This window comes from Spirosoma sp. KCTC 42546 (assembly GCF_006965485.1).
Classification (GTDB): Bacteria; Bacteroidota; Bacteroidia; order Cytophagales; family Spirosomataceae; genus Spirosoma.
On the sequence record NZ_CP041360.1, the window covers coordinates 8,077,442 to 8,102,684 of the forward strand.

Here is a 25,243-nt window from a genome sequence, read left to right on the forward strand (position 1 = left end):
TTACTTTACTACAAAAGCCAGCGGAAGAAAATATAGAGGGTAAACGATAGCAATATCGAAACGGGTAGGGTAAGTACCCAGGCCAGAGCAATGTTCCGAACAGTAGAAGCCTGCAGGTTTTTAACCCCTTTACTGGCCACCATACTCCCGGCAATTCCAGATGACAAAACGTGTGTGGTACTAATTGGCAACTTCAACCAAGTGCCAACTCCAATCATTGTTGCAGCCACTAATTCGGCAGATGCACCCTGGGCGTAAGTCAGGTGCTGCTTACCAATTTTTTCACCCACCGTTACCACAATCCGGCGCCAGCCAATCATGGTACCCAGGCCTAATGAAAGCGCAATCATCAGGATAACCCAGAACGGTGCATAGTCCGTAAACCGACGCAAACCACTTTCTTCACCAAGGCTTTTGTTCAAAGTCGCCATTTGGCTTGCACTTACGTTGGCACCTTCGTCGGCCGTAATTTTTTTCATATTGCTGTTAATCAACAGCAAATCCTTCCGGACATCCAGACGTTTTTCGTTCGGAATTTTCTTATCAACAAGTGCTCCGTTTATTAGCAGCTTTAATTCAGTCAGTTCAATACGGGTTTGTGCCAGCCGATCCCGGTTAATGGGCGAAAGCTGATTGGAATCCAGCACTGCAATGGTTTGCTCGATACCCGTGATGTTCGTCTGCATCAACCTTGGATCGAGGTCGGATTTAATGGCAAAGTGGTAAGGCACAATCCCAATCAGGATAAGCATAATCAAACCAACCCCTTTCTGTCCATCATTACTACCGTGGAAAAAACTCACTAAAGAACAGGTAGCAATCAATACAGCCCGAATCCAGGTAGGTGGTTCGCTGTTTTTCTTAGGCTCTTTAAAAAGCTGTGCTTTCACGTCCTCGGCCACTAACCGGCGAAGTACAAACATCAATACGATGGCGAGACTGAAACCCAGCAATGGCGATAGTAATAAGGCTTCGCCGGTTTCGATGGCTTTGTCCCAGTTAACAGCGGCTCCGGCTGTATTTTCAGGCAAGGTTGAGAAAGCAAGGCCAACGCCTAGGATGGAACCAATGAGTGTATGCGAGCTTGAACTGGGAATACCAAAATACCACGTTCCTAAATTCCAGATAATAGCGCTCAGTAGCAAGGCCAGCACCATAGCCACGCTATGATACACGTTCTGATCAACCAGTAATTCAACAGGTAGCAGGTTTACAATACCCATTGCAACGCCAATACCACCCAGCAATACGCCAGTGAAATTGCAAATACCGGACCAGACAACGGCAACAGTGGGTTTCAGCGAATTGGTATAAATGACGGTTGCTACAGCGTTGGCTGTATCATGGAAACCATTTACAAATTCAAAAGCACAAGCAGCAAATAAGCTGATGAAGAGGAGGATAAAAACATCCGTTTCTAATCCAAACATGAGTGGGTGTCTTCTGTGTACAGGCAAACAGTGGGTCCGTAAGCCAATGATTGCCACAAAAGTAAGACAAACTTAGGAGAGCAGTATTACCAAATTGTTAAGTAGAGCCGCAAGTAGGCAGCTCTACTTCTTCCCCGCTAGTTGACCACAGGCCGCATCAATATCTTTGCCACGACTCCGACGCACATTTACCGTTACGCCTTTAGTTTCTAAAAAGCCTGCGAATTTATCTAGTGTCTGGGGATCGGTATTTTTAAAATTAGCCTCGGCAATCGGGTTGTATTCAATAATATTGATCTTAGCCGGAACGCGCTTTGTGAATTTCCAGAGTTCCTGGGCGTCCTGCAAGGTATCGTTGAAATTATAAAAGAGGATATACTCGAACGTAATACGGGTTCCCGTTTTCTTGTAGAAATAACCCAGTGCATCGCCCAAAGCCTCCAGCGTATTACTCTCGTTGATGGGCATAATCTGATCCCGCTTCTGATCATTGGCGGCATGGAGCGAAAGCGCAAGATTGAACTTCACGGCATCGTCGCCAAGTTGCCGAATCATTTTAGCAATACCCGCCGTTGACACCGTAATCCGCTTCGGCGACATACCCAATCCATCAGCCGACGTAATACGGTCCACGGATTCCAGTACGTTTTTATAATTCAATAGCGGCTCACCCATGCCCATGTACACAATGTTGGAGAGGGGAACATCGTAATTATCCTTCGCCTGCCGGTCGATGGCTACCACCTGGTCGTAGATTTCAGCAGCGTCGAGATTCCGCTTGCGATCCATGTAGCCCGTTGCGCAGAACTTACAGGTCAGCGAACAACCCACCTGACTTGATACACAGGCAGTCATTCGGGCTGTCGGTCCGTCGTCACGGTCGTCATGGCGCAGCGATGGAATCAGAACGCCTTCTACCAGATTGCCATCAAAAAGTCGAAATGAGGATTTAATCGTACCGTCGTTGCTGCGCTGCTGCTGATCGACAGTTAATGGACGAATCTCAAAGTTTGTATTCAGCAACTCGCGCGTTGGCAGCGACAGATTCGTCATCTGCTCAAACGAAAGTGCCGATTTTTTCCAAAGCCATTCATGGACCTGTTTGGCTCGGAACCCTTGTTCGCCGTTTTGAGTAAACCAGTCTTTTAACTGAACCGCAGTCAGTTTACGGATGTCTTGTTTCATGATTCAAAGAGCGAAAGAGTGAATAGCAAAAGAGCGAAAGCAGAAAAACCACTCTTTCACTCTTTTACTCTTTCGCTCTTTACATTTTCTGCCCGCCATTTTTTTCCGGCTTCGAGCCCTTTCGGTACCCAAACGGCTGCTTTATCCATCACTTTGGGCGCAATAGGCCGTATGTAAGGATACAAGAATGCCGTTTCTGCCTGGCGAGCGGGCATTTTTACGCCCATATGGCTTAACAACCAAAGGATAACACTAATTCCAAAGACCCATGTAAAAAGACCTACAGCGGCTCCTGCTACACTATCAAATGTTCCCAGTACAGAATACTTAAGCGACCGTCGGATGGCCAACCCCATCTGATTGATCATCAATACAGTTGGGAAGAAGATCACCGAAAAGCCTAGCCATGGCAGGATTTTCCGGGCCAATTCGCGGCTGATGTAGGGACTGAGCAAGTCAATACCAAAAGCCAGAAATTTAAACCCGACAATCATGGCTACCACAAAGGCAATAACGGCTACGATCTCCACCAGGAGGCCTTTGCGATAGCCGTTAAAAACGCCCCAGGCAAGGGGGATGATCATGAGCAAGTCGAGGGTGTTCAAATTTTTAATGAGTGAATGAGTGAAAGAATGAAAGAGCGCAAAGAGCTTGCATCAGCAATCCGCTCTTTCACTCATTCTCTCTTTCGCTCATTGTAACAATACCTTCACCATGGCCGAAATGGCTTTTCCATCAGTCTGGCCAGCTAGTTCTTTAGTTGCTACGCCCATTACTTTACCCATATCCGATGGCACGGAGGCACCAAGGCGGATAATGATAGCCTGTAGTTTTTCTTTCAGTTCGGATTCGGAAAGCTGCTTGGGCAGATACTGCTCAATAACCGCAATCTCCGCTTCTTCTACAGCCAGCAAATCAGGGCGATTCTGTTGGCGATAGATGTCGGCAGAGTCTTTCCGCTGCTTTACCGCTTTGGTCAGAATTTTAGTTTCGTCTTCGGGTTTTAGTTCGCCGGTTTGACCTTCTTTGGTTTCTTCGAGCAGGATCATGGACTTCACGGCTCGTAACGCGCGAAGTTTGTCCTGATCTTTAGCCAGCATAGCCTGTTTTATATCGGCGTCAATTTGTGCTTTTAATGCCATTGTCGTAATGAATAATGTAGAATGTAAAATTGATAATGGTTTATTGGTCGTAGCACCATGAACCATCATCGGTTTGGCAAAGTTAAGAAACCAGTCATTGTTCATTGTACATTACTCATTTTTCATTAGCTGATGACTCGTTTAAGCGTTAATATCAACAAAATTGCTACCATCCGGAATGCACGGGGTGGAAATAATCCAAATCTGGTACAGGTGGCTCTCGACTGCGAACGGTTCGGAGCACAGGGCATTACGGTTCACCCCCGTCCCGATGAGCGGCATATCCGCTATCAGGACGTTCTGGATCTTCACGACGTTGTTACAACTGAATTCAATATTGAAGGAAATCCCGATGATCGGTTCATCGAACTGGTAAAGCGGGTGAAGCCTGCTCAGGTAACACTCGTACCCGACGCTCCCGATGCCATTACCTCCAATGCCGGTTGGGATACCATTCGCCATGCCGATCACCTCCGTCAGTTAATTGACACCTTCAAAGCCGATGGCATTCGCGTGTCTATTTTCGTTGATGCCGACGAACGTATGGTGGAAGGTGCCAAAGCCGTTGGTACCGACCGAATCGAGTTATATACAGAACCCTACGCAACGCACTATGCCGAGAATCGAGAAGCTGCGGTGGCTCCGTTTGTTCGGGCGGCCAAACGAGCGAACGAACTAGGTCTGGGCCTGAACGCTGGCCACGACCTGAGTTTAGAAAATCTGCGTTATTTCAACGAGCAAGTGCCTGGGCTGGAAGAAGTTTCCATTGGCCATGCGCTTATTTGCGATGCGCTTTACTTTGGATTAGAGAATACGATTCAGATGTATTTACGCTGTCTGAACCGGGATTACACTGATTAAAGGATTTATCTGATTTTGCTTCCAACAGAAACGAATAAATAACAAAATCCTGTAAATCTATAAATTTGCTAACTATCGGCCGCGTCGGCGGTCCGACCAGAATGATTCATAAGTTATCCGTTGATGCTTTTTTAGACAAAGCCCAGGACCTACCCGTTATTGACGTTCGGTCGCCGGGGGAGTATGACCATGCGCATATTCCGGGTGCCATCAGCATTCCACTGTTTGATAATGAGGAACGGGCGCTGGTCGGCACGAAGTATAAGAACGCGGGGAAAGATGCGGCTGTGCTACTTGGTCTTAGTTTGGTCGGGCCAAAACTTGCCGATTTTGTTAAACAATCGAAAAAACTCAATCCCGCAACTAAAGAAGTACTTGTACATTGCTGGCGGGGTGGTATGCGTAGTGGCTCCTTCGCGTGGTTGTTAGATACGGCTGGCCTGACGGCTTCCACACTTATCGGCGGCTACAAAGCGTATCGTAACGCTGTTCTGGCGGCTTTTTCAGAACCCCGAAATCTGATAATTCTGGGCGGAAAAACAGGGAGTGGCAAAACGGATATACTAAAAGAACTGGCCCGACAAGGAGAGCTGGTCATTGATCTTGAAGGACTGGCGCACCATAAAGGGTCGACCTATGGTGCCATCGGCCAGTTACCGCAACCTGCCACGGAGCAATTCGAAAATCAGCTGTTTACGAAGTGGCGACAACTTGACCAGTTCCCCGAATCATCCTCCCGCCGAGTATGGCTCGAAGACGAAAGTAGAAGTATAGGCTCCTGCTTTATTCCAATGCCACTCTGGCAACAAATGAGGGTTGCCCCTGTAGCCTTTATCGACCTTCCCAAAGAAATCCGTATTCAGCGACTAGTAGCCGAATACGCCGGAATCGACCCAGCGACCCTCTTTACCGCAACCGAACGGATTCGGAAACGACTCGGCGGAAAAGTGACGAAAGACGCGCTGGATGCACTAGCCCGTCAGGATTATGCTACCGTTGCTGATTTGACACTGGATTATTACGATAAAGCCTACCTGCACGGGCTGTCTCTGCGCGATGCTGACCGTATTCACTCAATAGACATTAAGGAAGATAACCCACCAGAAACAGCACGGCAACTAATTGAGTGGGCCAATGCCAGCAGTTTGGGCTCGCCAGTCAACGCCAATTACTAGGATTGTTTCTTTTTCTTGGTATCGCTCATCCGCCGAACCACTTCCCGTTTCTTAAAACCCAGGTGCCAAACCGCAAAGGGTGTCTCCTGATTGCTAAAACAGGCTGCACAAATCAGGCTATTGACCGCAACAGGTACATTGTACACGAATGTTGTATCCGTGATTTTCTGAATGTTAGAACTAGATACCATTTTCTGTTTGGTGCCGTACAGATAAGCATCCAGGATTTCCCGCTCTTTAGTGCTTAACCCTTTATTCTGGATATCAGCTTCGCCTAGTAAGCGGATATCCAGTGCATAGTTTTCGGCAATAGCTTTTGTACGAGGCAGATTTTGTAGCTGACAGAGTTTGGCTCGTTCAGCAGGATTTGTCGTTTTCTGGAGTTGAGTGGTTAGCTCTTTTTCAACTGCGACACTGACTTTCGTGCCAAGATTATCAACAGTTTCAATGAGGTCAGCATTCGTAATCCGTTTAATCTTCGAGTCGGCCATTTCTGCCTTTAGCTCACTGGTATAATGCACCCGTTCGGGATTACAGGCCCCTAAAAAGCTGGTTAACAGAGAAAACAGAAGCAAGGAGCGTATCATATAACAGGAACTTAATGCGGTTACGTTTCGTCATTTATCAGGAAAACCATCCTGGCGTCGGCTTGGTTGCAATTACGCAATACAAAGCTGAATTGCCGGGATGCCAGACCACGGGATTTTCGTAATTTTGTATTTCTTAATTGTCACATCGTCTTGTCATTCCATTGGAACGACAAATAAAGTTATAACTCATGCTTGACCAGTTAGAAGCCATTCGTGAACGCTTCAACGAAGTAGCTCAACAAATTGTGCAGCCCGAGGCCGTTTCGGACCAGAAGCGCTTCATGAAGCTAAGTAAAGAATATAAGGATTTAGAAAAGATTGTTGTGCAGTACCAGGCGTACACCCAACTGCTCGAAGAAATTGAAAATGCCAAGCAAATCATCGCAACCGAGAAGGACGAAGATTTCCGGGAAATGGCCAAAGGCGAGTTAGACGAGCTAGTGCCTCGTCGGGATACGCTGGAGGAAACGCTTAAGGAAATGCTGATGCCCAAAGACCCCAACGATAGTAAAAACGTTATCCTCGAAATTCGCGGGGGGACCGGGGGCGATGAGGCCGCCATTTTTGCGGGCGATATTTTCCGGATGTACCAACGCTTCTGCGAGAAAATGGGCTGGAAAATGTCTCTCGTCGATTATACAGAGGGTACATCAGGTGGTTATAAAGAAATTATCACCGAAGTAGAAGGGGAAGATGTATACGGCAAGCTCAAGTTTGAATCGGGAGTTCACCGTGTGCAACGCGTACCCGCAACCGAAACCCAGGGCCGGATTCACACGTCAGCCGCCAGCGTAGCCGTACTTCCCGAAGCCGAAGAGGTAGACGTTGACATTAACATGAACGACATTCGCAAGGACACGTTCTGTTCATCGGGGGCGGGTGGTCAGTCGGTTAACACGACCTATTCAGCGGTTCGTTTGACCCACATTCCAACGGGTCTGGTGGTTCAGTGTCAGGACGAACGATCGCAGTTGAAAAATTTCGATAAAGCCTTAACGGTATTACGTTCCCGCCTGTACGAAATCGAGTTACAGAAACACAATGATGCCATTGCTTCGCAGCGCAAAACGATGGTAGGTAGTGGCGACCGTTCCGATAAAATCCGGACCTATAATTACCCCCAAAGTCGCGTTACCGACCATCGCATTGGTCTTACAGTATATAATCTCCCTGCCGTTATGGACGGTGGTATCGGTGAATTTATCGAGCAACTCCGCATCGCTGAAAACGCCGAGCGGCTGAAAGAAGGCGCAACGGCTTAAGCCTAGTTGTACCCACGGGCTTCAGCCCGCGCAAATGTGGATAGAATTGAAATACAGGCTTCAGCCCGTGGATATAAACAGGAAGGGGCAAATCGAGTCGATTTGCCCCTTCCTGTTTATAGAAACTGATAAAGTGGTTCATGACTACGAACCCCAGTAACATTTATAGCGCAACCTGTTGCTAAGCCGTTAACGCGGTCATTCGCTGAATAAAACCCGTTAGCCAGCGCGTTTTATATACTTGATTAAAAAGCGTAATGCCGATCACAGCGCAGGTAATGCCCGCCATAACATCCAGTACATAATGATGGCTTGTATAAACGGCAGAAAACCAGATACCCACCATCACAACCGCAAAAAATAGATTGACCAGTCCCAGCTTATTTTTTATGCCGTAGTACAAAACAATCACGGGATACGACGAATGAAGCGAAGGCATAGCCGCAAACACATTCGAGCTTTTGGCATAAATACCACTGAAGAGTGAAATACCAAAATACTGATCAAAATTGGCTAAGCCAGCGGTGTTTCCAGGTGTGTGCGGATGAAAAGTAAAGCCATACAGCTGTACGTACCAGGGTGGAGCAGCGGGATATAGATAGTAGATAATAAAGCCAAGCAGATTAACCAGCACAAACGTCAGCGCCAGGGGAAAGAACGCTGGTCGATTTTTGATGAAAAGGTAGGTAGCGAACAGCAGAGGAACAGGAATCCAGCTTACATAAAACAGCCCGGTCAGTACGTTAAAAAATGTTGTTCGGTGGGCCAGCCAGTACTCATTGGGCGTTAGCACTGAGGAGTCTACGGGAATACCAAACAGGCTCTTCTCAAGTAAATACAGGGATTTGATGTGTACATCATTGTATTGGTAGTTTGGAAACGCTTTCATGTAGTCGAAAATGATCCAGTACACAATGAAGATTGAAAACCCGATTAGAAACTTACGGCTCTGGTCGGAAGCAAAGAATAGCGCATTCACTAGCCCAACCAACACCAACTGATCTGACTTAAAGCCAACCAGTATAAAGGATAGCAGCAGATAACCCAGTGAGACGATACTTAGTGTTAGAATCTGTTTGTAACGAGATGGGCTGGTAATTGAGGAAGTAGGTGTCATTTTATTACTAAACACGGTACTAGACCATAATACGTTCAACAGTACTCTCTCCCGTAGACGCATTGATCCCTTCAACCTGAATATACTTTACATTCGGCTTCCACATGGTCCCGCCTTCTATATGCAGATAAAGGCGTCTTAGAATTACCTTTTTCTGATTCACGTTCGCGTAGACGTAGTAGCCTGCATCCCGTTCCGATTTAGCCAATCGTAAAGGGAGTTTTTTATAGGATACAAAGTTCAGTTCATACTCCTGGTTTGAGAGCGCCCGCGCTTTGATCCCATACGCAAACGTACGTTGAATGTACGAAAGCTCCTTCTGCTGACTTTCTTCGGTATAGCGAATCCAGAAAACATGAACGGGGTCCTGCTTATCCAACTGGCCATTTTTTACATTCAGCGCACAGATAATCGTATTTGAATTCGGGTCTCGCTGAAGGTAAAACAACTGGTTAGGAATATTTTTAGGTACCGGAAAGCTGGTTATTGGCTGATCGTGGTCAGACGTCAACTTCTTCGGAACTGCCGACTGGCTAAACGAAGGAGCCAGGAGTAAGAGCACCAAAACCAGAGCACCACCCGGCAAAGAGGCTGACTTTTCTTTTTGCGTAAGTGCTTTTTGGGAATCCGTCAACCGCTTATAGGCCGTTATATTCGTCATAAACGCCATGAGCGTTAAGGGTAGCGTAAAAATGGACATCGTTTCAAAAACATGCACAGGAATTCCCGGCACATATACTTTAAAGTCAGGCCCGAGTAGAGGGGCCAGACAGCCGCATGCCAGCGCCGACACGCCAATGGTTATGACCCGTTCGGGGCGCTGCATAAGACCGCCTTTGCACTCGATGCCTAAGCCCTCGGCCCGGGCGCGAATGTAGCTGACCATCATGGAACCGATCAGCGCAATAAATGCAAACAACGAACCCAAAAAGTAATGCTGGGCAATCAGGTAATAACAAATACCCAGAAACATGATCAGTTCACTATAACGATCCAGTACCGAATCGAAAAGCGCACCATATAGCGAACTCATCTTACCCAGACGCGCTACCTGTCCATCCAGCATATCAAATAAACCGGCAAACAGTACCAGCGCTCCGGCCCAGCCAACATAGCTTAAATCGCCCCGGTTGCCTTGCTGAGCCCCCAGAATGAAGATACCCGCTACGCCTATGTTTAACACCAGACCAATGGTTGTGATCATGTTTGGTGTTAGCCCTAACCGAATTAGTAATCTAACGATGGGATTGATGACCGTATAAATCCCGAATTGAATTTTTGTGCGAAACGAAAGTGCCTGTTGCATAGTGAGTAGGCGTCATAAGTTAAAAATCAAATGTGGCCCGGGCGCGTATACCCCATTGAGACACATTTGGATGATCTAAGTAATTGAGTCGTTTAACCAGGTCGACCCGGAAAAACTTAAATACGTTGGCAACACCTGCACTGGCTTCAATGTAGGGTGTTTTGTTTAACGTGTACGTGTACGGTACCCCCGACGCATCCGTTGGGAATTCGTACAGCGATGGATTCTGTTGAGGGTCATTCTGACTCCGTAAACCACCATAGAGCGCTTTAAACGAAACGGCTTCCCGCCATTTCAGTTTTTTAAACAAGGGGATTTTATTAAAGAAAAATCCATTGAATGAGTGGTCAATACTCAGGCTGGCATAGTGGTCGCTAACGAATTCCAGAAAATTCATCAGGTTATACGAATTCAGTTGATACGCATACGTTTGGTTAGCCCGGTGAATTGTCAACAGAGGGAAAGGGACTTGCCCGAAAATATAGCCACCCTGCAACGTTACATTTGAATACCCCAACTGGGATAACAAAAAGCGCTTGCTAATGCTCCCCATTAAATTCTGATAGTTGTATTGGCTACCCAGTAAGCCCTGTACGCCAGCGGCAAAGCGGAGTGTGTATACCGGATAGCGGCCCACAATCGGCACACGGTAAATCTTACCCTGATAGAATTGCTCATTAGGCGCCCAACGCGTTTCTACTGAAAACTCAGACGTTGTTAGCGTATGAGACGGTGCAGCATCGCTCTCATCAATTCGCTTAAACTGGAGTGCCCCAGCTGGTGACTGCTGCCAGTTTTTGAAGCCAATCGTATAAGAAAAGTGGTTCTCAAATTCATGAACGTAGTCAATCCGCCAGGTATCGTTATAGAGCCATTTATCATTAACACCCCGTTTGAACGACAGTAGAAAATTATCCTCCTGCACAAATTGAAGTTCCTGACCTGGAATCTTCGTATCGCGCTGAAAACTGGCCCGAACGTAATTTTGCGGAAACTGGTAAATAGTCTTATTGTTAATAGAATACGTTCCACTCAGAAAATACTTCCAGCGCTGGTCTTTAAACCCATAAGCCGCATAGGTTTCGGCATAGTAGCGTTTGCTTAACTCAGGTGTGGTACGTCCGCCCAACCGGAGCCGAAACCCCTCAACCGGATTGAAACTATAGAATGTATTGGCCGGACCTACTTCAAACGCATTGAATGATTTGTAACCCGCCAATAAGAATGTCAACGTACCCATCGTGCGCCTGAACGAGGGCATTTGTTTCAAACTATCAATATTGGCATACACCTTCGACTCGGAGGCAGAGAGCGTATCATGGCGGTTTTCTTTCCAGAACAGGTCAGTTTTTGTGGCCGCATCAGCTTCTACGACCTGTGGTGGACCCGTATAAAAATCATCAGGGTGTGCTTCGTTCGTTATATAGTTCCGATACGACAAGGTTCTCTCACCGAAGATACCCCCGCCTTTTCCTTTGCTAATGCCAAAATCGGCCAGTAAATCACTCTTACTCAGGAAGTATTTCCCGTCTGTATGCTGATCAAATTGCAGTCGAATCCGTAGATCGCGAACCCAGTTCAGGTTAATTTTGGGGTTTACCGTTAGATCTATTTTCTGAACCGCATAATTACTATCCAGGGTCACGTACATTTTCCCTTCAAACAGCATGTCGGTCCCATTACGGGGCACAAAGTTCAAGCCGACCAGCTTTGTCGTACCAACCACAAGTGTATCGGCCAGATAATACTGATAGAAGGTTGGGGCACTACTGGCAATGGGGCTGAGGAACTGGTTGGTCATCAAAAAGATCGAATTCGAATAAATATCGACCTTTGAATACATCCGATTCAGGTAAAGACTAAGGCCATTGCTGTCGAAATACTGGCCAAAATCGACCCGTTTTTTCGCCTTAATAATGGTTTTTTCCTTCTCTGGATTTTTACGATAATACGTATCGGATACCTTTTCTTCCAGATAAACGGGCAACAGGGATTTCCCCGGCAACGTAGTCGTGTCCCGATTGTTCAGTAGAAAGCGGTATTTCTGAAAGATTTTCCGTTCTGCTACTTTGGTAGATAAACTACTAAGCGAAAACTGAAGTTTATCGTATTCTTCATAGGCCGCATACTCGTAATGCCCGATCTGATTTTGTTCTTTGTGGCTGATTACATTTCGGATCAGTTCAACAGCCGGATTATTTTTATTCCGATACCGTTCCTGCTTGCTTTTTCGAATGACAACTTCATTCAAAAGCTGGGAATCCGGCTCCAGCCGAAGGTTTACCTGCTGTGCTGAGCCAGGTTTAATTGATCTGACGATTGATTTATAGCCAAGAAATGAAACGGAAACTTGCATAAAGTTTCCGTTTGCCGTTAACGTATAAGTCCCTCGTTCATTACTGGTCGTACCAATTGTGGTGCCTACAAAAATAATGTTGGCAAACGGCAAGGGCTGGTTGGAAGCCCCGTCGATAATGGTTCCAGTAACAGTAGTTGTCTGTGCGCGGCTCAAACCAGAAATAAGCAACAATAAGCCGCACAGGAGCGAGACTATACGGTATGGTGCGCAACGGTATAAATGATTCATGACATGGTGAAGACGAAGTCTTTCTGTAAAAAATAATTGTAACTGACGCCAACCAGTATACCTACGATAGTTTTGGCTACCAGATACTGGACACCCAGGAAATGAGTGGCGACGAAAAGTCCGGTTGCATTAGCGCCTGCATTGCCGAGCCACACAAGGACAAACCGACTGAACTGTGAGGCAACGGGCTGATTACTATTGGCAAACGTCCACTTTTTTGAAATAATAAAACTGACAAGCCCACCACCAATTGCCCCGCTTACACTACCCGATAAATACCAGAAGTGCCACAGACGCACACACAGAATAGTCGTCAAAAAGTCGACCCCTGTAGCCATAAGGGATGTAGCCTGAACTTTAATAAATGTTTGCATTCGATTTATAAAATACCCAAACCCAGAGCAACCTGTAACACTATGTTCGCATAAAGACCGGCGAGCAGATCATCCAGCATAACGCCCCAGCCTCCACTCAATTTTTCCAGCTTTCGAATACCGAAGGGCTTGGCTATATCAAACAGACGAAATAAAAAAAGTCCTGCCAGCAGGGTCTTTTCGTTAATCGGGATAAACAACAAACTCAGACACATACCAGCGACTTCGTCAATAACAACCCGGTAGCTGTCTTTACCCCACTCCGCTTCAACTACATTTGCCGACCAAATTCCAATTACCGTAATCAAGCCAGTGACTAGTAACGGAACGAGAATCGGAGCGCCACTGGCCTGCGCCATAGCAGGCCAGGCCAGATACCAGACACCGCAACACACAACTGCGGCTACCGTGCCTCCGCCTTTCCGGATATAGCCAATGCCCAGGCCGGTAGCAATTAGTTTATGCATTGATTATAGCCTTTATCCAATAACAGGTTGTGTCCATTACTTGTTAGTTAACCTGCTGTAATTCAATGTCACTTATAGATTCAGGCATTGGTTCAGCGATGAATAAAAAGTTAATAATCATCTCCGTAATAAACCGTTTATGATCATCAGCATAGGTATTAAATGCCTCTTCATCCATTTGCCAGGTACTCATCGTAATGGCTTTGCCCAGAAAAATAAACTGCGTGTTCGACAGTAAAAGGCTCAACACATGTTGCATTTTAACGGGACGCACGATGCCTTGACGAATCGCTTCGTTTAGCTGCTGCTCAAAGAGTAAAGCCGCCTGGGTTTTAGCCGTCTGTATAAGGTTTATTAACTGATCTGGGTCCCGGTGTAACTCATTCAGGATAAAGATGCACAGGCTCGGATTCTGCTTGAACGTCTGAAAATCGTGTTCTATTAATTCAATAATTTTCTCTTTCAGACTAATAGGCTTATTGAGCACTGTTATCATGCCTTGAAAGAAGAGTTGAAGCATTTCCTCGAAAACAAACGCGAACAATTTTTCTTTACTACGGAAATAGTAATTCATCAAGGCACAGTTCAGCCCAGCCTCCTTGGAAATATCGCGGGTTGTAGCTCCAGTAAAGCCTTTTTCCAGGAATACTTTTCGGGCTGCTTCTTTAATTTTCTCTTCAGTTGAACTAACCATTTGCATCATTACTGGGTTTTGTTGTGTAAAGATACGGATGCTTATTTATATTTGTCAACTGTTTTAATCAAATGTTTAAACTATGTGATTAAAGCAATTCATTATATGAAATTATTGCGAGCGTTGACCAATTTCATTCGTTTATAGAGGTCGACACCCCTTACCCTAGTAGCTCGCGGTACTGGATAACAGTAATAGTATCAACACTCAAACGTAGTCTGTCAAAAAAGGCTAGACATCAATTATGATCGACATCTGCACAATTGGCCATATATCACTGGACAAAGTCGTCACTCCGCATTCGGTGACCTATATGCCGGGCGGAACTTCTTTTTATTTTTCTAAAACGCTTTTACAGGCGGATATCGAGTATAAGCTAGTCACGGCGCTTGCCTTGCAGGAACATCATATTGTTGATGATCTGCGGGCGGAGGGCGTTGATATTTACACCTTACCAAGTACGCACACTGTTTATTTTCAAAACAGTTATGGCGACGACCAGGATTACCGCGAGCAACAGGTACTACGAAAGGCCTCTCCCTTCAGTGTTTCGCAAATGCCCGAATTGCGTGCCAAGGTATTTCATCTGGGACCACTGCTTGCCGATGATATTCCGGTCAAGCTAATTCAGGATTTATCAAAAAATGGGCTGGTATCGTTAGATATACAAGGCTACTTACGGCGTGTCTGGAATAAAAAAGTAGTCTATCAGGACTGGCCCGCCAAAAAGAAAATCCTTCCGTATGTCAGTATTTTAAAGGCCAATGAATTTGAAATGGAACTTGTTACGGGCCGAAAGAATACGAGGGAGGGAGCTATGTATCTGGCCGATCTGGGCGTGCGCGAGGTAATTATCACGCTCGGGAGTAAAGGGTCTCTCATTTATACAGGAGGTATCTTTTATGAAATTCCAGCGTTCAAGCCTAGGGCTGTAGTGGATGCCACTGGCTGTGGCGATACCTATATGGCAGGTTATTTACTGAAACGCGTTAAGGGTAGCCACGTGCAGGAGGCCGGCGAATTTGGAGCGGCACTAGCCACATTAAAAGTTGGCTCTTCAGGTCCCTTTTCTGGCCCTCTTGATTTGGTTACTACATTAGGATTAGGAGAGCAAGGGGTTTTAAGTTAACGCCCTAAGACTTAGTCACAAAAAAGCGTGCATTGATTAGCTAGCAGGTAAATTTTCAGAAACCATCAGAAAACGCGAATGGATTGATAGCCTATCAATCCATTCGCGTTTTCTGATTACCAGGAATCTGATGTTTGTAAAACCTGTGGTCTAAGCGCTTGCCAACTCCATCTAGTCGCATGAGGTTATACATACGTTTTCAGTAGATAAGAGTAACGCTATTTGCCGAACAATCCCATCCGAGAACGGTTAAGTTAGATGATCCTACCGCCTTACAACTAGCCTCCGAAATCGTTTAATTCTTAAACCCGTATTCTCCGACCAATTGCATGCAGGACGAAAACGAAACACCTCAATTGACAGAGGATGAAAAGAAACTATTCGAAGAGTTGATGCCGGAAGATCTGGCCGAAATTCTCGATACAGGTGTCAACAGACGTCATTTCCTGAAGTTAATAACCCTGGCTAGCGGGGGAATCCTGGCTGCGCAGTCAGCGGTTGCAGAGCAAGTACTAATCAGACCACTGAGCGCACCGTTACCAGCCGAACTCTCTCCCACAACTATCGAAAACGGTGTAACTATATCGTTCAAGGTCAACGGTACCGCTCGTAAGCTGATGGTTGATTCCAGAATGACCCTACTAGACACGTTACGGGAAAGGCTGGAACTGACTGGCTCCAAAAAAGGCTGCGACCACGGGCAATGCGGTGCCTGCACCGTGATCGTAGACGGACGACGGGTATTATCCTGCCTGACCCTGGCCGCAGCCTGCGAAGGCAAAACGGTTAAAACGATTGAAGGAATCGCCCAGGGGAATGACAGTCGGAATGCCGCATCACCAACCGTTCGGCTTCATCCAGTGCAGGAAGCATTCCTTAAACATGACGGATTTCAATGTGGGTTCTGTACACCTGGACAAATCTGCTCGGCGGTGGCGCTATTAGAGGAGGCCAGAAACGGCGAGCTAAGTTATGTATCGGAAACCATCCGTAAAAAGGCGGCCCCGCTTCAGTTATCAACCGAGGAAATTCGGGAGCGGATGTCTGGGAACATATGCCGCTGTGGGGCTTACCCAAATATTGTTGCCGCCATTCAGGAGGTTCAGAGTGGAAAACCCGTAGAACAAACCTGGCACATTATAGGCTAATCGCTCTGAACCAGCATACTATGAGACCTTTTACATACACGACGGCCAAAGACCTCCCCTCGGCAACCAAACTTCTGACGGGGAACCTGAACGCAAAATTCCTTGCTGGCGGGACCAATCTTCTGGACCTGATGAAAGAGGATGTCGAACGGCCCAATGAGCTGATCGACATTACCAGGCTAGGCTTGAGCGAGATTAAGCCCATAACGGCCGGAGCTAATACTGGGGGCGCATCGATTGGCGGGCTGGGAAAAAATACCGATGCAGCCAATCACCCTTTGATCCGCCAAAACTATCCGTTACTAACACAGGCCATTCTGGCGGGTGCGTCCGGTCAGATCCGTAATATGGCGACGAATGGAGGTAACCTGCTTCAGCGAACGCGTTGTCCGTATTTTTATGATGTATCCATGCCCTGCAATAAACGCGAACCGGGAACAGGCTGTGGTGCACTAGAAGGCATCAACCGGATGCATGCCATTTTCGGTTGGTCAGACAAATGCGTTGCGGTGTATCCATCCGATATGGCGGTCGCACTGGCGGCACTGGATGCCGTTGTCAAGGTCAGGAATGCCAGTGGCCAGGAGAGAGTCATCCTATTCGCAGATTTTCACCGGTTGCCGGGCGATACTCCTGAAAAAGATACGAACCTGAATCACGGCGAACTGATCACCGCCGTTGAGCTGCCCAGGAACAACTTCGCCGACAAATCCTACTATCTGAAAGTACGCGACCGGGCTTCCTATGCCTTTGCCTTAGTTTCGGTGGCAGCTGCCTTGGAAACTAGTGGAACCAAGATCGTACAGGCCAGAATTGCCATGGGCGGTGTGGCCCACAAACCCTGGCGGGCCTTGAAGGCGGAGCAAATGCTTATTGGTAAAGAAGCGACCGAAGCGAATTTCAAGTTGGCTGCCGATGCCGAAATGGCCGATGCAAAGCCGTTGGCACACAATAAATTTAAAGTGGAGTTGGGCAATCGAAGCATTGTACGGGCGCTGCAAATGGCGATGAACGGAGGTAAAGCTTGAGGTTAATGTCAATAAAAGCCATGCAACAGAAAAACAAATTAGTCGGCACTCCCATCAATCGCATCGACGGGATACTTAAGGTAACTGGGAAAGCAGACTACTCTACGGATCACCCGGTTAAGAATCTTGCTTATGCCGTTCTGTTTAAAAGCACCATTGCCGCCGGAAAAATTCTGACTATTGATACGACTGCTGCCGAAAAAGCACCCGGTGTTCTGGCCGTTATTACACATAAGAATGCCCCAAAGCTTAAGGTCGATGGTGGCCTGCGCGGTGGGGCTCTGCTACAAAGTCCTGAAATAGAGTTTTATGGGCAGCATATTGGTTTGGTTGTGGCCGAAACTTTTGAGCAGGCCCGGCACGCTACACGTCTGGTAAACGTGGAGTATGAAAAGACAACACCCAAAGTTGATTTTGACAAGCTGGCCAAGGAGGCTGTACTACCCAAAGACAAAGAGAAGGCGGATGCCAGGCGCGGAGACGCAAAAGCAGCCCTTAGCAGTGCCGACTATAAAGTTGAAGAAGTGTATGGGACCCCCATTGAGCACCACCACCCGCTGGAACCCCACGCCACTATTGCCGAATGGACCGGAGACCATGTTACCCTCTACAATAGTGCACAGATCGTAAATGGGGCACAAAGCGCAGCCGCAGCTACCCTAAACCTCAAGCCAGAACAGGTACGTATCATTTCGCCCTACATCGGTGGTGGTTTTGGCTCCAAAGGGGGGCAATGGGCTAATCTGGTGCTAACAGCCGTTGCGGCCAAGCAGGTTAATCGTCCGGTCAAACTGGCCCTAACCCGTCAACAGATGTTTAATTCGGTAGGGTTGCGGCAGCGTAACTTCCAAAAGGTGAGTTTGGCAGCTACCAAAGATGGTAAGCTGACAGCCCTGGCCCATGAAATTACAACCCATGCGGCCATCCACAGTGAGTTTGTGGAACCCTGTGGCGATTGCTCCAAAATCATGTACGATGCACCCAACTCGCTCATTACGTACCGGGTGGTGCCCATGAATTTGATTCTGCCAACCTACACCCGAGGACCCGGAAAATCCACGGGAAGCTTCGCCCTTGAATCGGCGATGGATGAACTGGCCTATAAGCTAAAAATGGATCCAATCGAGCTTCGCATCAAAAATGAGCCAGCACGTGACCCATCGGATGGTAAACCCTGGTCATCGCGGGCAACGGTTCAATGCTTACGGGAGGGAGCCAAAGCCTTTGGCTGGGACAAACGCAAGGCAGAACCGCGCCAGAACCAACAGGGAAATTATCTGATTGGCTACGGCGTAGCCTGCGGTACCTATCCCGCTCACCAACGACCCACATCGGCCATCGTAAAGCTTAAACGCTCCGGCAATGACGTTACAGCCACCGTTGAACTGGCTGCTGCGGACCTGGGAACCGGCACCTACACCATATTGACTCAAACGGCGGCCGATGCACTGGTGCTACCCATCCAGAACGTTAAAGTACTAATTGGCGATTCAGACCTCCCCCCTGCTGCCGGTGCCGTGGGTTCGGTTGGGGCCGCTAGTTATGCCAATGCCGTTAATGATGCCTGCATAAAAATAACCGATGAGCTAATTGCTAAATCAGGTAAGCAGTTTTTTGCCCGACCAACGGCTACACAACTGATGATTTCTGAAAAGATCACCGATTTCCAGACCCGAGTGGATTCCAAGCCACCGGGAAATGTAGACGAATACTCTTCTCACAGCTTTAACGCCAATTTTGCGGAAGTAGCCGTAAATATATCGACGGGTATGGTTCGGGTTACCCGTTTTCTGGCCGTGACGGGAGCTGGTACTATTCTGAATCCGAAAACAGCCCGCTCGCAAATTATTGGTGGAAATGTGTGGGGAATTGGCATGGCGCTGACCGAAGAATCCGTTGTCGATCCGCGCTGGGGCAATTTTGCAACCCGATCCTTCGCCGATTATCACGTTCCGTCTAACCTGGATATTGGAACGATGGACGCTATTTTTATCCGGGAAGACGATCAGATTATCAACAAGATGGGGGTAAAAGGAATTGGGGAAGTAGGTATAGTTGGTGTGGCTGCTGCCGTTGCCAACGCCGTTTTTAATGCCACTGGCAAACGCGTTCGGGAATTACCGATAACACCCGATAAGCTCCTGTAACCGCATCAATTAGCAAGGAAACACCTTCCCCGAGGAGAGGATCAATGACTACTTTGCATTTAGTGGATTGACTTCATAAACAAAAGAAGCCGCAACCAATTAGATTGCGGCTTCTTTATGTGCCGAAGGCGAGACTCGAACTCGCATGTCCGTAAAGACACACGCCCCTGAAACGTGCGTGTCTACCAATTTCACCACTTCGGCAGTACGCTTCCCTGTTTGGGATTGCAAAGATAAGAGTCTCTGCGCTGATTGTACAAGGTTTTTGCGTAATTTTTTTCCAGGCTATCGGGTAAATAATAATCGTTCGCCCGGCTGATCCGTTAGGAACTGACCATTTTCATAAACCAACTTACCCGACACAATTGAATGCGTTACGGTGGCTCCAAATGTATGGCCTTCTAATGGTGACCAACCACATTGATACAGAACGTTTTGCTTCGTAACCGTTGATGGCTGGTTCATATCTACCAAAACCAGGTCGGCCCAATAACCTTCTCGAACGTAGCCTCGGCGGTCGATCTGAAAGCAATCGGCTGGAGCATGGCTCATTTTTCGCACAACCGTTTCGATGGGCAATTTACCCTGCGTCACAAAATCAAGCATGAGTAACAACGGATGCTGAACCAACGGCAAACCCGAGGGTGACTGCCAATACGGTTGCTGTTTTTCCTCCCAGGTATGGGGCGCGTGGTCGGTGGCGATGATGTCCAGTCGGTCGTCCAGAAGAGCGGCCAATAGCGCTTCTTTATGATGCGGTGCTTTGATAGCCGGATTACACTTGATCAGGTTGCCCAGGGTTGCATAATCCCGGCTGTCGAACCAAAGATGATGCACGCATACCTCTGCTGTAATTCGCTTCTCGGTAAGTGGGATGGTATTATCGAACAAAACGAGTTCGTCGGCCGTCGAAATATGTAGTATGTGTAACCGGGCGTTATGCCGACGCGCCAATTCAACCGCCATTGACGACGATTTCAGGCAGGCTTCCTCATTACGGATCAAGGGGTGAAGATCCGCCGTTGCATAGTCACCATATTCCGCTTTGTATCGTTCGGTATTGGCCCGAATGGTGGCTTCGTCTTCGCAATGGGTAGCAATCAGCATGGGACTTTGCCGAAACAAACTATCCAGCACCTGCTCATTGTCAACCAGCATATTGCCCGTTGAGGAACCCATGAATACTTTAATGCCGCAAACAGTCTTCGGGTCGGTGCGCAACACTTCGTCGAGGTTATCATTCGACGCGCCCATGAAGAATGAGTAATTCGCCAGCGATGTCTGCGCAGCAATTGCGTATTTATCGGCCAACAAGTCCTGCGTCAAGGCATTCGGAACCGTGTTGGGCATCTCCATAAAACTGGTGACGCCCCCCGCTACAGCTGCGCGCGCTTCGGACTTAATTGTGGCTTTATGCGTTAGACCCGGTTCCCGAAAATGTACCTGATCATCAATGACACCCGGCAACAGGTATTGACCAGTTGCGTCAATAATCCGGTTAACAGTACGATCAGACAAGCCCGACTTAATTTGGGAGATGAAGCCGTTTTCAATCAGTACGTCGGTCTCAACAATATGACCTTCGTTTACTAACCGAGCGTTACGAATCAGAAGTTTACTCATAATAAGCGGGCGGCTTCTTTTGCAAAATAGGTCAAAATTACATTGGCTCCGGCCCGCTTAATCGCCATCAACGATTCCATCATAGCGCGTTCGCCGTCGAGCCAGCCGTTTTGCGCAGCCGCTTTTATCATGGCATATTCACCACTGACGTTGTAGGCGGCAATGGGTAGGTGGAAGTTATCATTCAGAAGTTTTATGATATCCAGATAAGCCAGTGCGGGTTTTACCATTAAAAAATCGGCACCCTCTTCAAAATCAAGTTGTGCTTCAATGAGTGCCTCACGACTGTTGGCAGGGTTCATCTGGTACGTTTTCTTATCGCCAAACTTCGGTGCCGAATCAAGTGCATCTCGGAAAGGGCCGTAAAAGGCGCTGGCGTACTTGGCCGCATAGGACATAATCGCTACGTCGTGAAATCCACCGTCATCCAGTACTTGCCGAAGGTAGCCCACGCGCCCATCCATCATGTCGGACGGGCCAATAATATTAGCACCCGCCTGTGCCTGGGCGAGGGCCATTTTCCCCAATACGTCCAGTGTGGGATCATTCAGAATTTTACCGTTTTCAACAATGCCATCGTGTCCATCCGAGCTATAGGGGTCCATCGCTACGTCGGTCATGACCATTACGTCCGGGAAGCGATCTTTAATGGCCCGAACGGCCTGTAAATACAGACCATCTGGATTATAACTTTCGGTAGCGTATTTGTCTTTTTTCGACTCAGGCAGGTTCGGAAACAGATCGAACGTCTTGATACCCAGATCGACACATTCCTGAATTTCATCCAGTAGCAGATCCAGTGATAGCCGGTAGATACCCGGCATAGAAGCCACCTCCGACCGAACGTTCTGGCCTTCCATGATAAAAACAGGCAGGATAAAATCAGTGACCGACAAACGGGTCTCCTGCACCATGTCGCGGATAACCGCCGATTGACGGTTTCGACGCGGACGACGTAGTATATTCATTGGTTTTCGTGGAGTGAGCGAAGTAAGTGGAGTGAGTGGAGTAAGTGAAGTGAGTGGAATAGGTGAAGTGAGTGGAATAGTTGCGAACGATCTACTCCACTTATTTTCCTTACTTAACCTACTCTGCTCACTCCACCTACTACACTCACTTCACCCACTACACTATTAACTTAAATCCTTCCCCGTGTACGTTCACCAATTGAACAGTAGGGTCTTCTTTGAGATACTTGCGCAGTTTAGTCACGTACACGTCCATGCTTCGGGCGTTGAAATACGAATCGTCGCCCCAAACCATTTTCAGTGCAAAACTACGACTGACGGGCTGATTGAGGTTCTGTGCCAGCAATTTTAATAATTCAGACTCCTTACTGGTCAATTTCTGCGGTTGCGACTCGGTTGTTGCATCGGTATTCCGGGAAAGCAATTGATGCGGGTAATCGAAGGAAAGCGAGCCGATTTGATAAATAGTAGTTTCCGCCGAATCGGTTGAGCGTTGGTATCGGCGCAAAATAGCCTGAATGCGAAGTAACAACTCCTCCATGCTAAATGGCTTAGTCATGTAGTCATCGGCCCCAACCTTAAAGCCCTGGATCGTATCTTCCTGCATGGATTTGGCCGTCAGGAATATAATGGGCACATCGCGGTTACCCATCCGAACTTCTTTAGCCAACGTGAATCCGTCTTTCTTGGGCATCATTACGTCGAAAATGCAGAGGTCGTAATTACCCCCCATGAACAACTGTAATCCCTGATCACCATTGATGGCGCGGTCGGTAGGGTAGCCTTTCATGGTCAGGTATTCCTGCACCAGTTGACCCAGATTCGGGTCGTCTTCAACGAGGAGAATGGTTGGCATAATTTCAGTAATTGGTGCAGTACGTGACCTGAGTGAAGTATGTCCGCGCATTCGTTTTCACGACTCCACTTAGTTCCTTACTTCACTACTAACTCTTGTTTATAAGGTAAAATCACTTCAAATGAACTGCCTTTGCCCAAGTGGCTTTCAACCATAATCTGGCCGTGGTGTTCATCAATCATCTTTTTCACATAACTCAATCCTAAGCCGAACCCCTTTACGTCGTGGCGGTTGCCGGTTGGCACTCGGTAAAATTTCTCAAAAATGCGGCTCGTCTGGTCTTTCGACATGCCCAGTCCCTGATCGGTAACCGTAATACTAACGCCTTCCGGAAGGCTTTGTGTACTAAGGGTAATGTGCGGGCTCTCAGGCGAGTATTTTAGTGCGTTGTCCAGCAGATTATAAACGATATTGGTCAGGTGTAGTTCATCGGCCTCAACCACTTCCCGATCAGCATCAAAATGCAGGTCTACCTCTCCCCCACGCTGCTCAATCTGCAACCCCAGATTGTTCAGCACCTTTTCGATTACATCGTGCACATTCACGGGCGATAGGTTGAGTTTAATTTCACCCCGGTCCAGTAAAGCCATCTGCAATACCTTCTCCACATGCGAACCCAGCCGCCGGGTCTCATCGCGGATAATGCCCATATAGCGGGTCAGCCGCGAGTCCACTTGTTCAGGCGGTTCGGAGAAACCCATGCCCCCCTGTCCGCCAGAAGCCATCCCAACTGGCACCCGCCCAACCTTTGACTGGGCTTCCGACCGCAGTTGCTCCTGTGCCATTTCAACGGCCAGCGAGATGGTCGAAATGGGTGTTTTAAACTCGTGGGTCATATTATTAATGAAGTCATTCTTGATATCGGCTAGTTTTCTCTGCCGAACAATCGTGCTAATGGCTATGTAAAAACATGCCAGTATAACCAGAATGAGCACGACCGACGCACCAAACGTGAAACCCAGCCGACTTAAAATGAACTGCTGTTGCGTAGGGAAATAAACATAGACATAATTCCCGGTTTCGAGCAGATTATTGGGAAACAATGCCGCTTTGTAGCCTTCTGCATCGAGTTGGCGGGCATCCATACCCAATGAGGTAAACAGAAATTTGGGTTGTTGCCGAGTTCGAACTCCATAGGCAAATGGAATGCTGATACCTCGTTCAACCAGTGCCTGCTGTAGTAGAGTGTCGAGCGCCAGCCGGTTAACCCGGTCTTCAATGGGCCGATCAGATAACAATAGGCCTTTAAGGACATCTTTAATCCGGTGCGACTGTTCTTCGGCCCGATGTTGACTCATGCTTGCCGGATGGGTGGGAACTCCAGGCTTAACCGACCCGAGCGTATTTTCCGGTAGAGCCTTCCGCTGTGGGGGCGACTGACGAAGGCGCCTTTTGGCCGCTCGTCGGAGTGAATCCCCATTGACCTGCTTATTGATACGGAGTAGCTCGGAACTGAGCACATTTTCGACCCAATGATCGAACTGTTGTTGTTGTAATAGCTGGGTCTGCCAGTCACCAACGGCCATCAACTCTTCCTGCTGCCGAAAAAACTCAACCACAACAGCCGACTGCTCAGCTGACAGTGGCTGAACCGTTGGGTGAAGCACATCCGATTGTACCACAACAGCACCAGCAGGGGTCATTCCAAGCGTCATTGTCTGCCGTGAGTTCGGTGGAATAGCCTGCGTTCGATTCTCCTGTTTCGCTTCGGCCAACCGATCGGCTTGCTTAGCAGTCATGCCATGATAAATGGACTCTTTAGGAATTGACTTTCCTTCTTTTTTGGCAATAGCCATCAGGCGATCCTGTTGCTCACGAGCTTGAATACGCTGCTTGGTCAGGTATACAATTTCCTGCCGTTCCAGTGTCCGAACTACCTCCTGCAACGCATCGGTAACTTTGTAGGCGAATTGTTCTTTCTGCAAGCGCAAAGCACTCCCAATCCAGAATAATTGCAGGCCTACAAGACCCAGCAACCCTATGGCCATCAGTGCAACAATCCAGCGTATACGTTGTCTCGACATTTTTTTACTCGCTCATGCAACCTTCGTCCAAGTTCTGCATCTATTCAAAAACTGGGCGTGGTATGTAAAAGTACGAACGGGGTAGCCTACTCATTGGCGCGTTAACAAACTTTAACACCCCCACTATCAA

The 25,243-nt window shown here is 47.7% G+C and carries 22 protein-coding genes and 1 tRNA gene; 7 read left to right on the forward strand and 16 right to left on the reverse strand.

Annotation, left to right across the window (positions count from 1 at the left end; genetic code table 11):
* Nucleotides 1-8 precede the first annotated feature (8 nt).
* The 4 genes from EXU85_RS32870 to EXU85_RS32885 all read right to left on the reverse strand — a co-directional run bounded on the left by EXU85_RS32870 (nt 9) and on the right by EXU85_RS32885 (nt 3,757).
* A complete protein-coding gene (locus EXU85_RS32870; protein ID WP_142776128.1) occupies nt 9-1,430 on the reverse strand; it encodes an inorganic phosphate transporter in 1,422 nt (473 codons plus the stop codon).
* A 123-nt stretch (nt 1,431-1,553) separates the two neighbouring features.
* The gene (gene rlmN / locus EXU85_RS32875) at nt 1,554-2,615 is read right to left on the reverse strand and encodes a 23S rRNA (adenine(2503)-C(2))-methyltransferase RlmN (protein WP_142776129.1); all 1,062 of its coding nucleotides are present in this window, start codon (nt 2,613-2,615) and stop codon (nt 1,554-1,556) included.
* Between the two features lie 56 nt (nt 2,616-2,671).
* Entirely contained in the window at nt 2,672-3,199 is a 528-nt protein-coding gene (locus tag EXU85_RS32880) for a CvpA family protein (RefSeq protein ID WP_142776130.1), read from the reverse strand.
* 108 nt (nt 3,200-3,307) lie between these two features.
* Nucleotides 3,308-3,757 (reverse strand): GatB/YqeY domain-containing protein, encoded by a 450-nt coding sequence (locus EXU85_RS32885; RefSeq protein WP_142776131.1) that lies wholly within the window; start codon nt 3,755-3,757, stop codon nt 3,308-3,310.
* 132 nt (nt 3,758-3,889) lie between these two features.
* Here EXU85_RS32885 and EXU85_RS32890 point away from each other — a divergent pair, with 132 nt between their 5' ends.
* Nucleotides 3,890-4,618, forward strand: coding sequence for a pyridoxine 5'-phosphate synthase (locus tag EXU85_RS32890; RefSeq protein ID WP_142776132.1), 729 nt, complete (start codon nt 3,890-3,892; stop codon nt 4,616-4,618).
* Nucleotides 4,619-4,719: 101 nt separating this feature from the next.
* Complete coding sequence (gene mnmH, locus EXU85_RS32895) at nt 4,720-5,793, forward strand: tRNA 2-selenouridine(34) synthase MnmH (protein WP_142776133.1); 1,074 nt, start codon at nt 4,720-4,722, stop codon at nt 5,791-5,793.
* On the opposite strand, the gene EXU85_RS32900 is transcribed toward mnmH, so the two are convergent.
* On the reverse strand, nt 5,790-6,380 hold the full coding sequence (locus EXU85_RS32900; protein WP_142776134.1) for a hypothetical protein: 591 nt from the start codon (nt 6,378-6,380) through the stop codon (nt 5,790-5,792). The two genes, mnmH and EXU85_RS32900, sit on opposite strands and share 4 nt — an antisense overlap.
* Nucleotides 6,381-6,571: 191 nt before the next feature.
* On the opposite strand from EXU85_RS32900, the gene prfA reads away from it, so the two are divergent.
* Complete coding sequence (gene prfA, locus EXU85_RS32905) at nt 6,572-7,645, forward strand: peptide chain release factor 1 (RefSeq protein ID WP_142776135.1); 1,074 nt, start codon at nt 6,572-6,574, stop codon at nt 7,643-7,645.
* A gap of 181 nt (nt 7,646-7,826) precedes the next feature.
* Here prfA and EXU85_RS32910 read toward each other — a convergent pair whose 3' ends face one another.
* From EXU85_RS32910 to EXU85_RS32935, 6 genes are read right to left on the reverse strand one after another with little or no spacing between them, the layout of a single operon-like run.
* A complete protein-coding gene (locus EXU85_RS32910) occupies nt 7,827-8,762 on the reverse strand; it encodes a phosphatase PAP2 family protein (protein WP_142776136.1) in 936 nt (311 codons plus the stop codon).
* A gap of 19 nt (nt 8,763-8,781) precedes the next feature.
* Complete coding sequence (locus EXU85_RS32915; RefSeq protein WP_142776137.1) at nt 8,782-10,068, reverse strand: DUF4833 domain-containing protein; 1,287 nt, start codon at nt 10,066-10,068, stop codon at nt 8,782-8,784.
* A 19-nt stretch (nt 10,069-10,087) separates the two neighbouring features.
* Nucleotides 10,088-12,655, reverse strand: coding sequence for a DUF5686 and carboxypeptidase-like regulatory domain-containing protein (locus EXU85_RS32920; RefSeq protein WP_142776138.1), 2,568 nt, complete (start codon nt 12,653-12,655; stop codon nt 10,088-10,090).
* Nucleotides 12,652-13,029, reverse strand: a complete 378-nt coding sequence (locus EXU85_RS32925; protein ID WP_142776139.1) for a GtrA family protein — start codon at nt 13,027-13,029, stop codon at nt 12,652-12,654. The genes EXU85_RS32920 and EXU85_RS32925 overlap by 4 nt, the downstream gene beginning before the upstream one ends.
* Before the next feature lie 5 nt (nt 13,030-13,034).
* Nucleotides 13,035-13,496 carry a phosphatidylglycerophosphatase A gene (locus tag EXU85_RS32930; RefSeq protein WP_142776140.1) on the reverse strand — a complete coding sequence of 154 codons (462 nt, stop codon included), beginning with the start codon at nt 13,494-13,496 and terminating at the stop codon, nt 13,035-13,037.
* 43 nt (nt 13,497-13,539) lie between these two features.
* On the reverse strand, nt 13,540-14,190 hold the full coding sequence (locus tag EXU85_RS32935; RefSeq protein WP_246859349.1) for a TetR/AcrR family transcriptional regulator: 651 nt from the start codon (nt 14,188-14,190) through the stop codon (nt 13,540-13,542).
* Between the two features lie 244 nt (nt 14,191-14,434).
* Here EXU85_RS32935 and EXU85_RS32940 point away from each other — a divergent pair, with 244 nt between their 5' ends.
* The 4 genes from EXU85_RS32940 to EXU85_RS32955 all read left to right on the forward strand — a co-directional run bounded on the left by EXU85_RS32940 (nt 14,435) and on the right by EXU85_RS32955 (nt 19,642).
* A complete protein-coding gene (locus EXU85_RS32940; RefSeq protein ID WP_142776142.1) occupies nt 14,435-15,319 on the forward strand; it encodes a PfkB family carbohydrate kinase in 885 nt (294 codons plus the stop codon).
* A 329-nt stretch (nt 15,320-15,648) separates the two neighbouring features.
* On the forward strand, nt 15,649-16,467 hold the full coding sequence (locus EXU85_RS32945; protein ID WP_142776143.1) for a 2Fe-2S iron-sulfur cluster-binding protein: 819 nt from the start codon (nt 15,649-15,651) through the stop codon (nt 16,465-16,467).
* Between the two features lie 20 nt (nt 16,468-16,487).
* Complete coding sequence (locus EXU85_RS32950) at nt 16,488-17,495, forward strand: xanthine dehydrogenase family protein subunit M (protein ID WP_142776144.1); 1,008 nt, start codon at nt 16,488-16,490, stop codon at nt 17,493-17,495.
* 20 nt (nt 17,496-17,515) lie between these two features.
* Complete coding sequence (locus EXU85_RS32955; RefSeq protein ID WP_142776145.1) at nt 17,516-19,642, forward strand: xanthine dehydrogenase family protein molybdopterin-binding subunit; 2,127 nt, start codon at nt 17,516-17,518, stop codon at nt 19,640-19,642.
* A 120-nt stretch (nt 19,643-19,762) separates the two neighbouring features.
* Here the strand turns inward: EXU85_RS32955 and EXU85_RS32960 are convergent.
* The 5 genes from EXU85_RS32960 to EXU85_RS32980 form a co-directional block, all read right to left on the reverse strand.
* Nucleotides 19,763-19,846: transfer RNA gene (locus tag EXU85_RS32960), tRNA-Leu, on the reverse strand.
* An 81-nt stretch (nt 19,847-19,927) separates the two neighbouring features.
* The gene (locus EXU85_RS32965) at nt 19,928-21,265 is read right to left on the reverse strand and encodes a dihydroorotase (RefSeq protein ID WP_142776146.1); all 1,338 of its coding nucleotides are present in this window, start codon (nt 21,263-21,265) and stop codon (nt 19,928-19,930) included.
* Complete coding sequence (hemB, locus tag EXU85_RS32970) at nt 21,262-22,233, reverse strand: porphobilinogen synthase (protein WP_142776147.1); 972 nt, start codon at nt 22,231-22,233, stop codon at nt 21,262-21,264. Before hemB ends, EXU85_RS32965 begins: the two co-directional genes overlap by 4 nt.
* A 157-nt stretch (nt 22,234-22,390) precedes the next feature.
* Entirely contained in the window at nt 22,391-23,089 is a 699-nt protein-coding gene (locus EXU85_RS32975) for a response regulator transcription factor (protein WP_142776148.1), read from the reverse strand.
* A gap of 77 nt (nt 23,090-23,166) precedes the next feature.
* On the reverse strand, nt 23,167-25,113 hold the full coding sequence (locus EXU85_RS32980) for a sensor histidine kinase KdpD (RefSeq protein ID WP_142776149.1): 1,947 nt from the start codon (nt 25,111-25,113) through the stop codon (nt 23,167-23,169).
* Between the last annotated feature and the right edge of the window lie 130 nt (nt 25,114-25,243).

Excerpts from the sequence above, each read along its gene's own strand:
- EXU85_RS32915 (WP_142776137.1), bottom strand. The coding sequence starts at position 10,068 with ATGCAACAGGCACTTTCGTTTCGCACAAAAATTCAATTCGGGATTTAT.
- EXU85_RS32975 (WP_142776148.1), bottom strand. The coding sequence starts at position 23,089 with ATGCCAACCATTCTCCTCGTTGAAGACGACCCGAATCTGGGTCAACTG.
- EXU85_RS32870 (WP_142776128.1), bottom strand. The coding sequence starts at position 1,430 with ATGTTTGGATTAGAAACGGATGTTTTTATCCTCCTCTTCATCAGCTTA.
- EXU85_RS32950 (WP_142776144.1), top strand. The coding sequence starts at position 16,488 with ATGAGACCTTTTACATACACGACGGCCAAAGACCTCCCCTCGGCAACC.
- EXU85_RS32965 (WP_142776146.1), bottom strand. The coding sequence starts at position 21,265 with ATGAGTAAACTTCTGATTCGTAACGCTCGGTTAGTAAACGAAGGTCAT.
- EXU85_RS32945 (WP_142776143.1), top strand. The coding sequence starts at position 15,649 with ATGCAGGACGAAAACGAAACACCTCAATTGACAGAGGATGAAAAGAAA.
- EXU85_RS32925 (WP_142776139.1), bottom strand. The coding sequence starts at position 13,029 with ATGCAAACATTTATTAAAGTTCAGGCTACATCCCTTATGGCTACAGGG.
- EXU85_RS32935 (WP_246859349.1), bottom strand. The coding sequence starts at position 14,190 with ATGGTTAGTTCAACTGAAGAGAAAATTAAAGAAGCAGCCCGAAAAGTA.
- EXU85_RS32940 (WP_142776142.1), top strand. The coding sequence starts at position 14,435 with ATGATCGACATCTGCACAATTGGCCATATATCACTGGACAAAGTCGTC.
- mnmH (WP_142776133.1), top strand. The coding sequence starts at position 4,720 with ATGATTCATAAGTTATCCGTTGATGCTTTTTTAGACAAAGCCCAGGAC.
- EXU85_RS32955 (WP_142776145.1), top strand. The coding sequence starts at position 17,516 with ATGCAACAGAAAAACAAATTAGTCGGCACTCCCATCAATCGCATCGAC.
- EXU85_RS32890 (WP_142776132.1), top strand. The coding sequence starts at position 3,890 with ATGACTCGTTTAAGCGTTAATATCAACAAAATTGCTACCATCCGGAAT.
- hemB (WP_142776147.1), bottom strand. The coding sequence starts at position 22,233 with ATGAATATACTACGTCGTCCGCGTCGAAACCGTCAATCGGCGGTTATC.
- EXU85_RS32900 (WP_142776134.1), bottom strand. The coding sequence starts at position 6,380 with ATGATACGCTCCTTGCTTCTGTTTTCTCTGTTAACCAGCTTTTTAGGG.
- EXU85_RS32885 (WP_142776131.1), bottom strand. The coding sequence starts at position 3,757 with ATGGCATTAAAAGCACAAATTGACGCCGATATAAAACAGGCTATGCTG.
- EXU85_RS32910 (WP_142776136.1), bottom strand. The coding sequence starts at position 8,762 with ATGACACCTACTTCCTCAATTACCAGCCCATCTCGTTACAAACAGATT.
- rlmN (WP_142776129.1), bottom strand. The coding sequence starts at position 2,615 with ATGAAACAAGACATCCGTAAACTGACTGCGGTTCAGTTAAAAGACTGG.
- EXU85_RS32980 (WP_142776149.1), bottom strand. The coding sequence starts at position 25,113 with ATGTCGAGACAACGTATACGCTGGATTGTTGCACTGATGGCCATAGGG.
- EXU85_RS32920 (WP_142776138.1), bottom strand. The coding sequence starts at position 12,655 with ATGAATCATTTATACCGTTGCGCACCATACCGTATAGTCTCGCTCCTG.
- EXU85_RS32930 (WP_142776140.1), bottom strand. The coding sequence starts at position 13,496 with ATGCATAAACTAATTGCTACCGGCCTGGGCATTGGCTATATCCGGAAA.
- prfA (WP_142776135.1), top strand. The coding sequence starts at position 6,572 with ATGCTTGACCAGTTAGAAGCCATTCGTGAACGCTTCAACGAAGTAGCT.
- EXU85_RS32880 (WP_142776130.1), bottom strand. The coding sequence starts at position 3,199 with ATGATCATCCCCCTTGCCTGGGGCGTTTTTAACGGCTATCGCAAAGGC.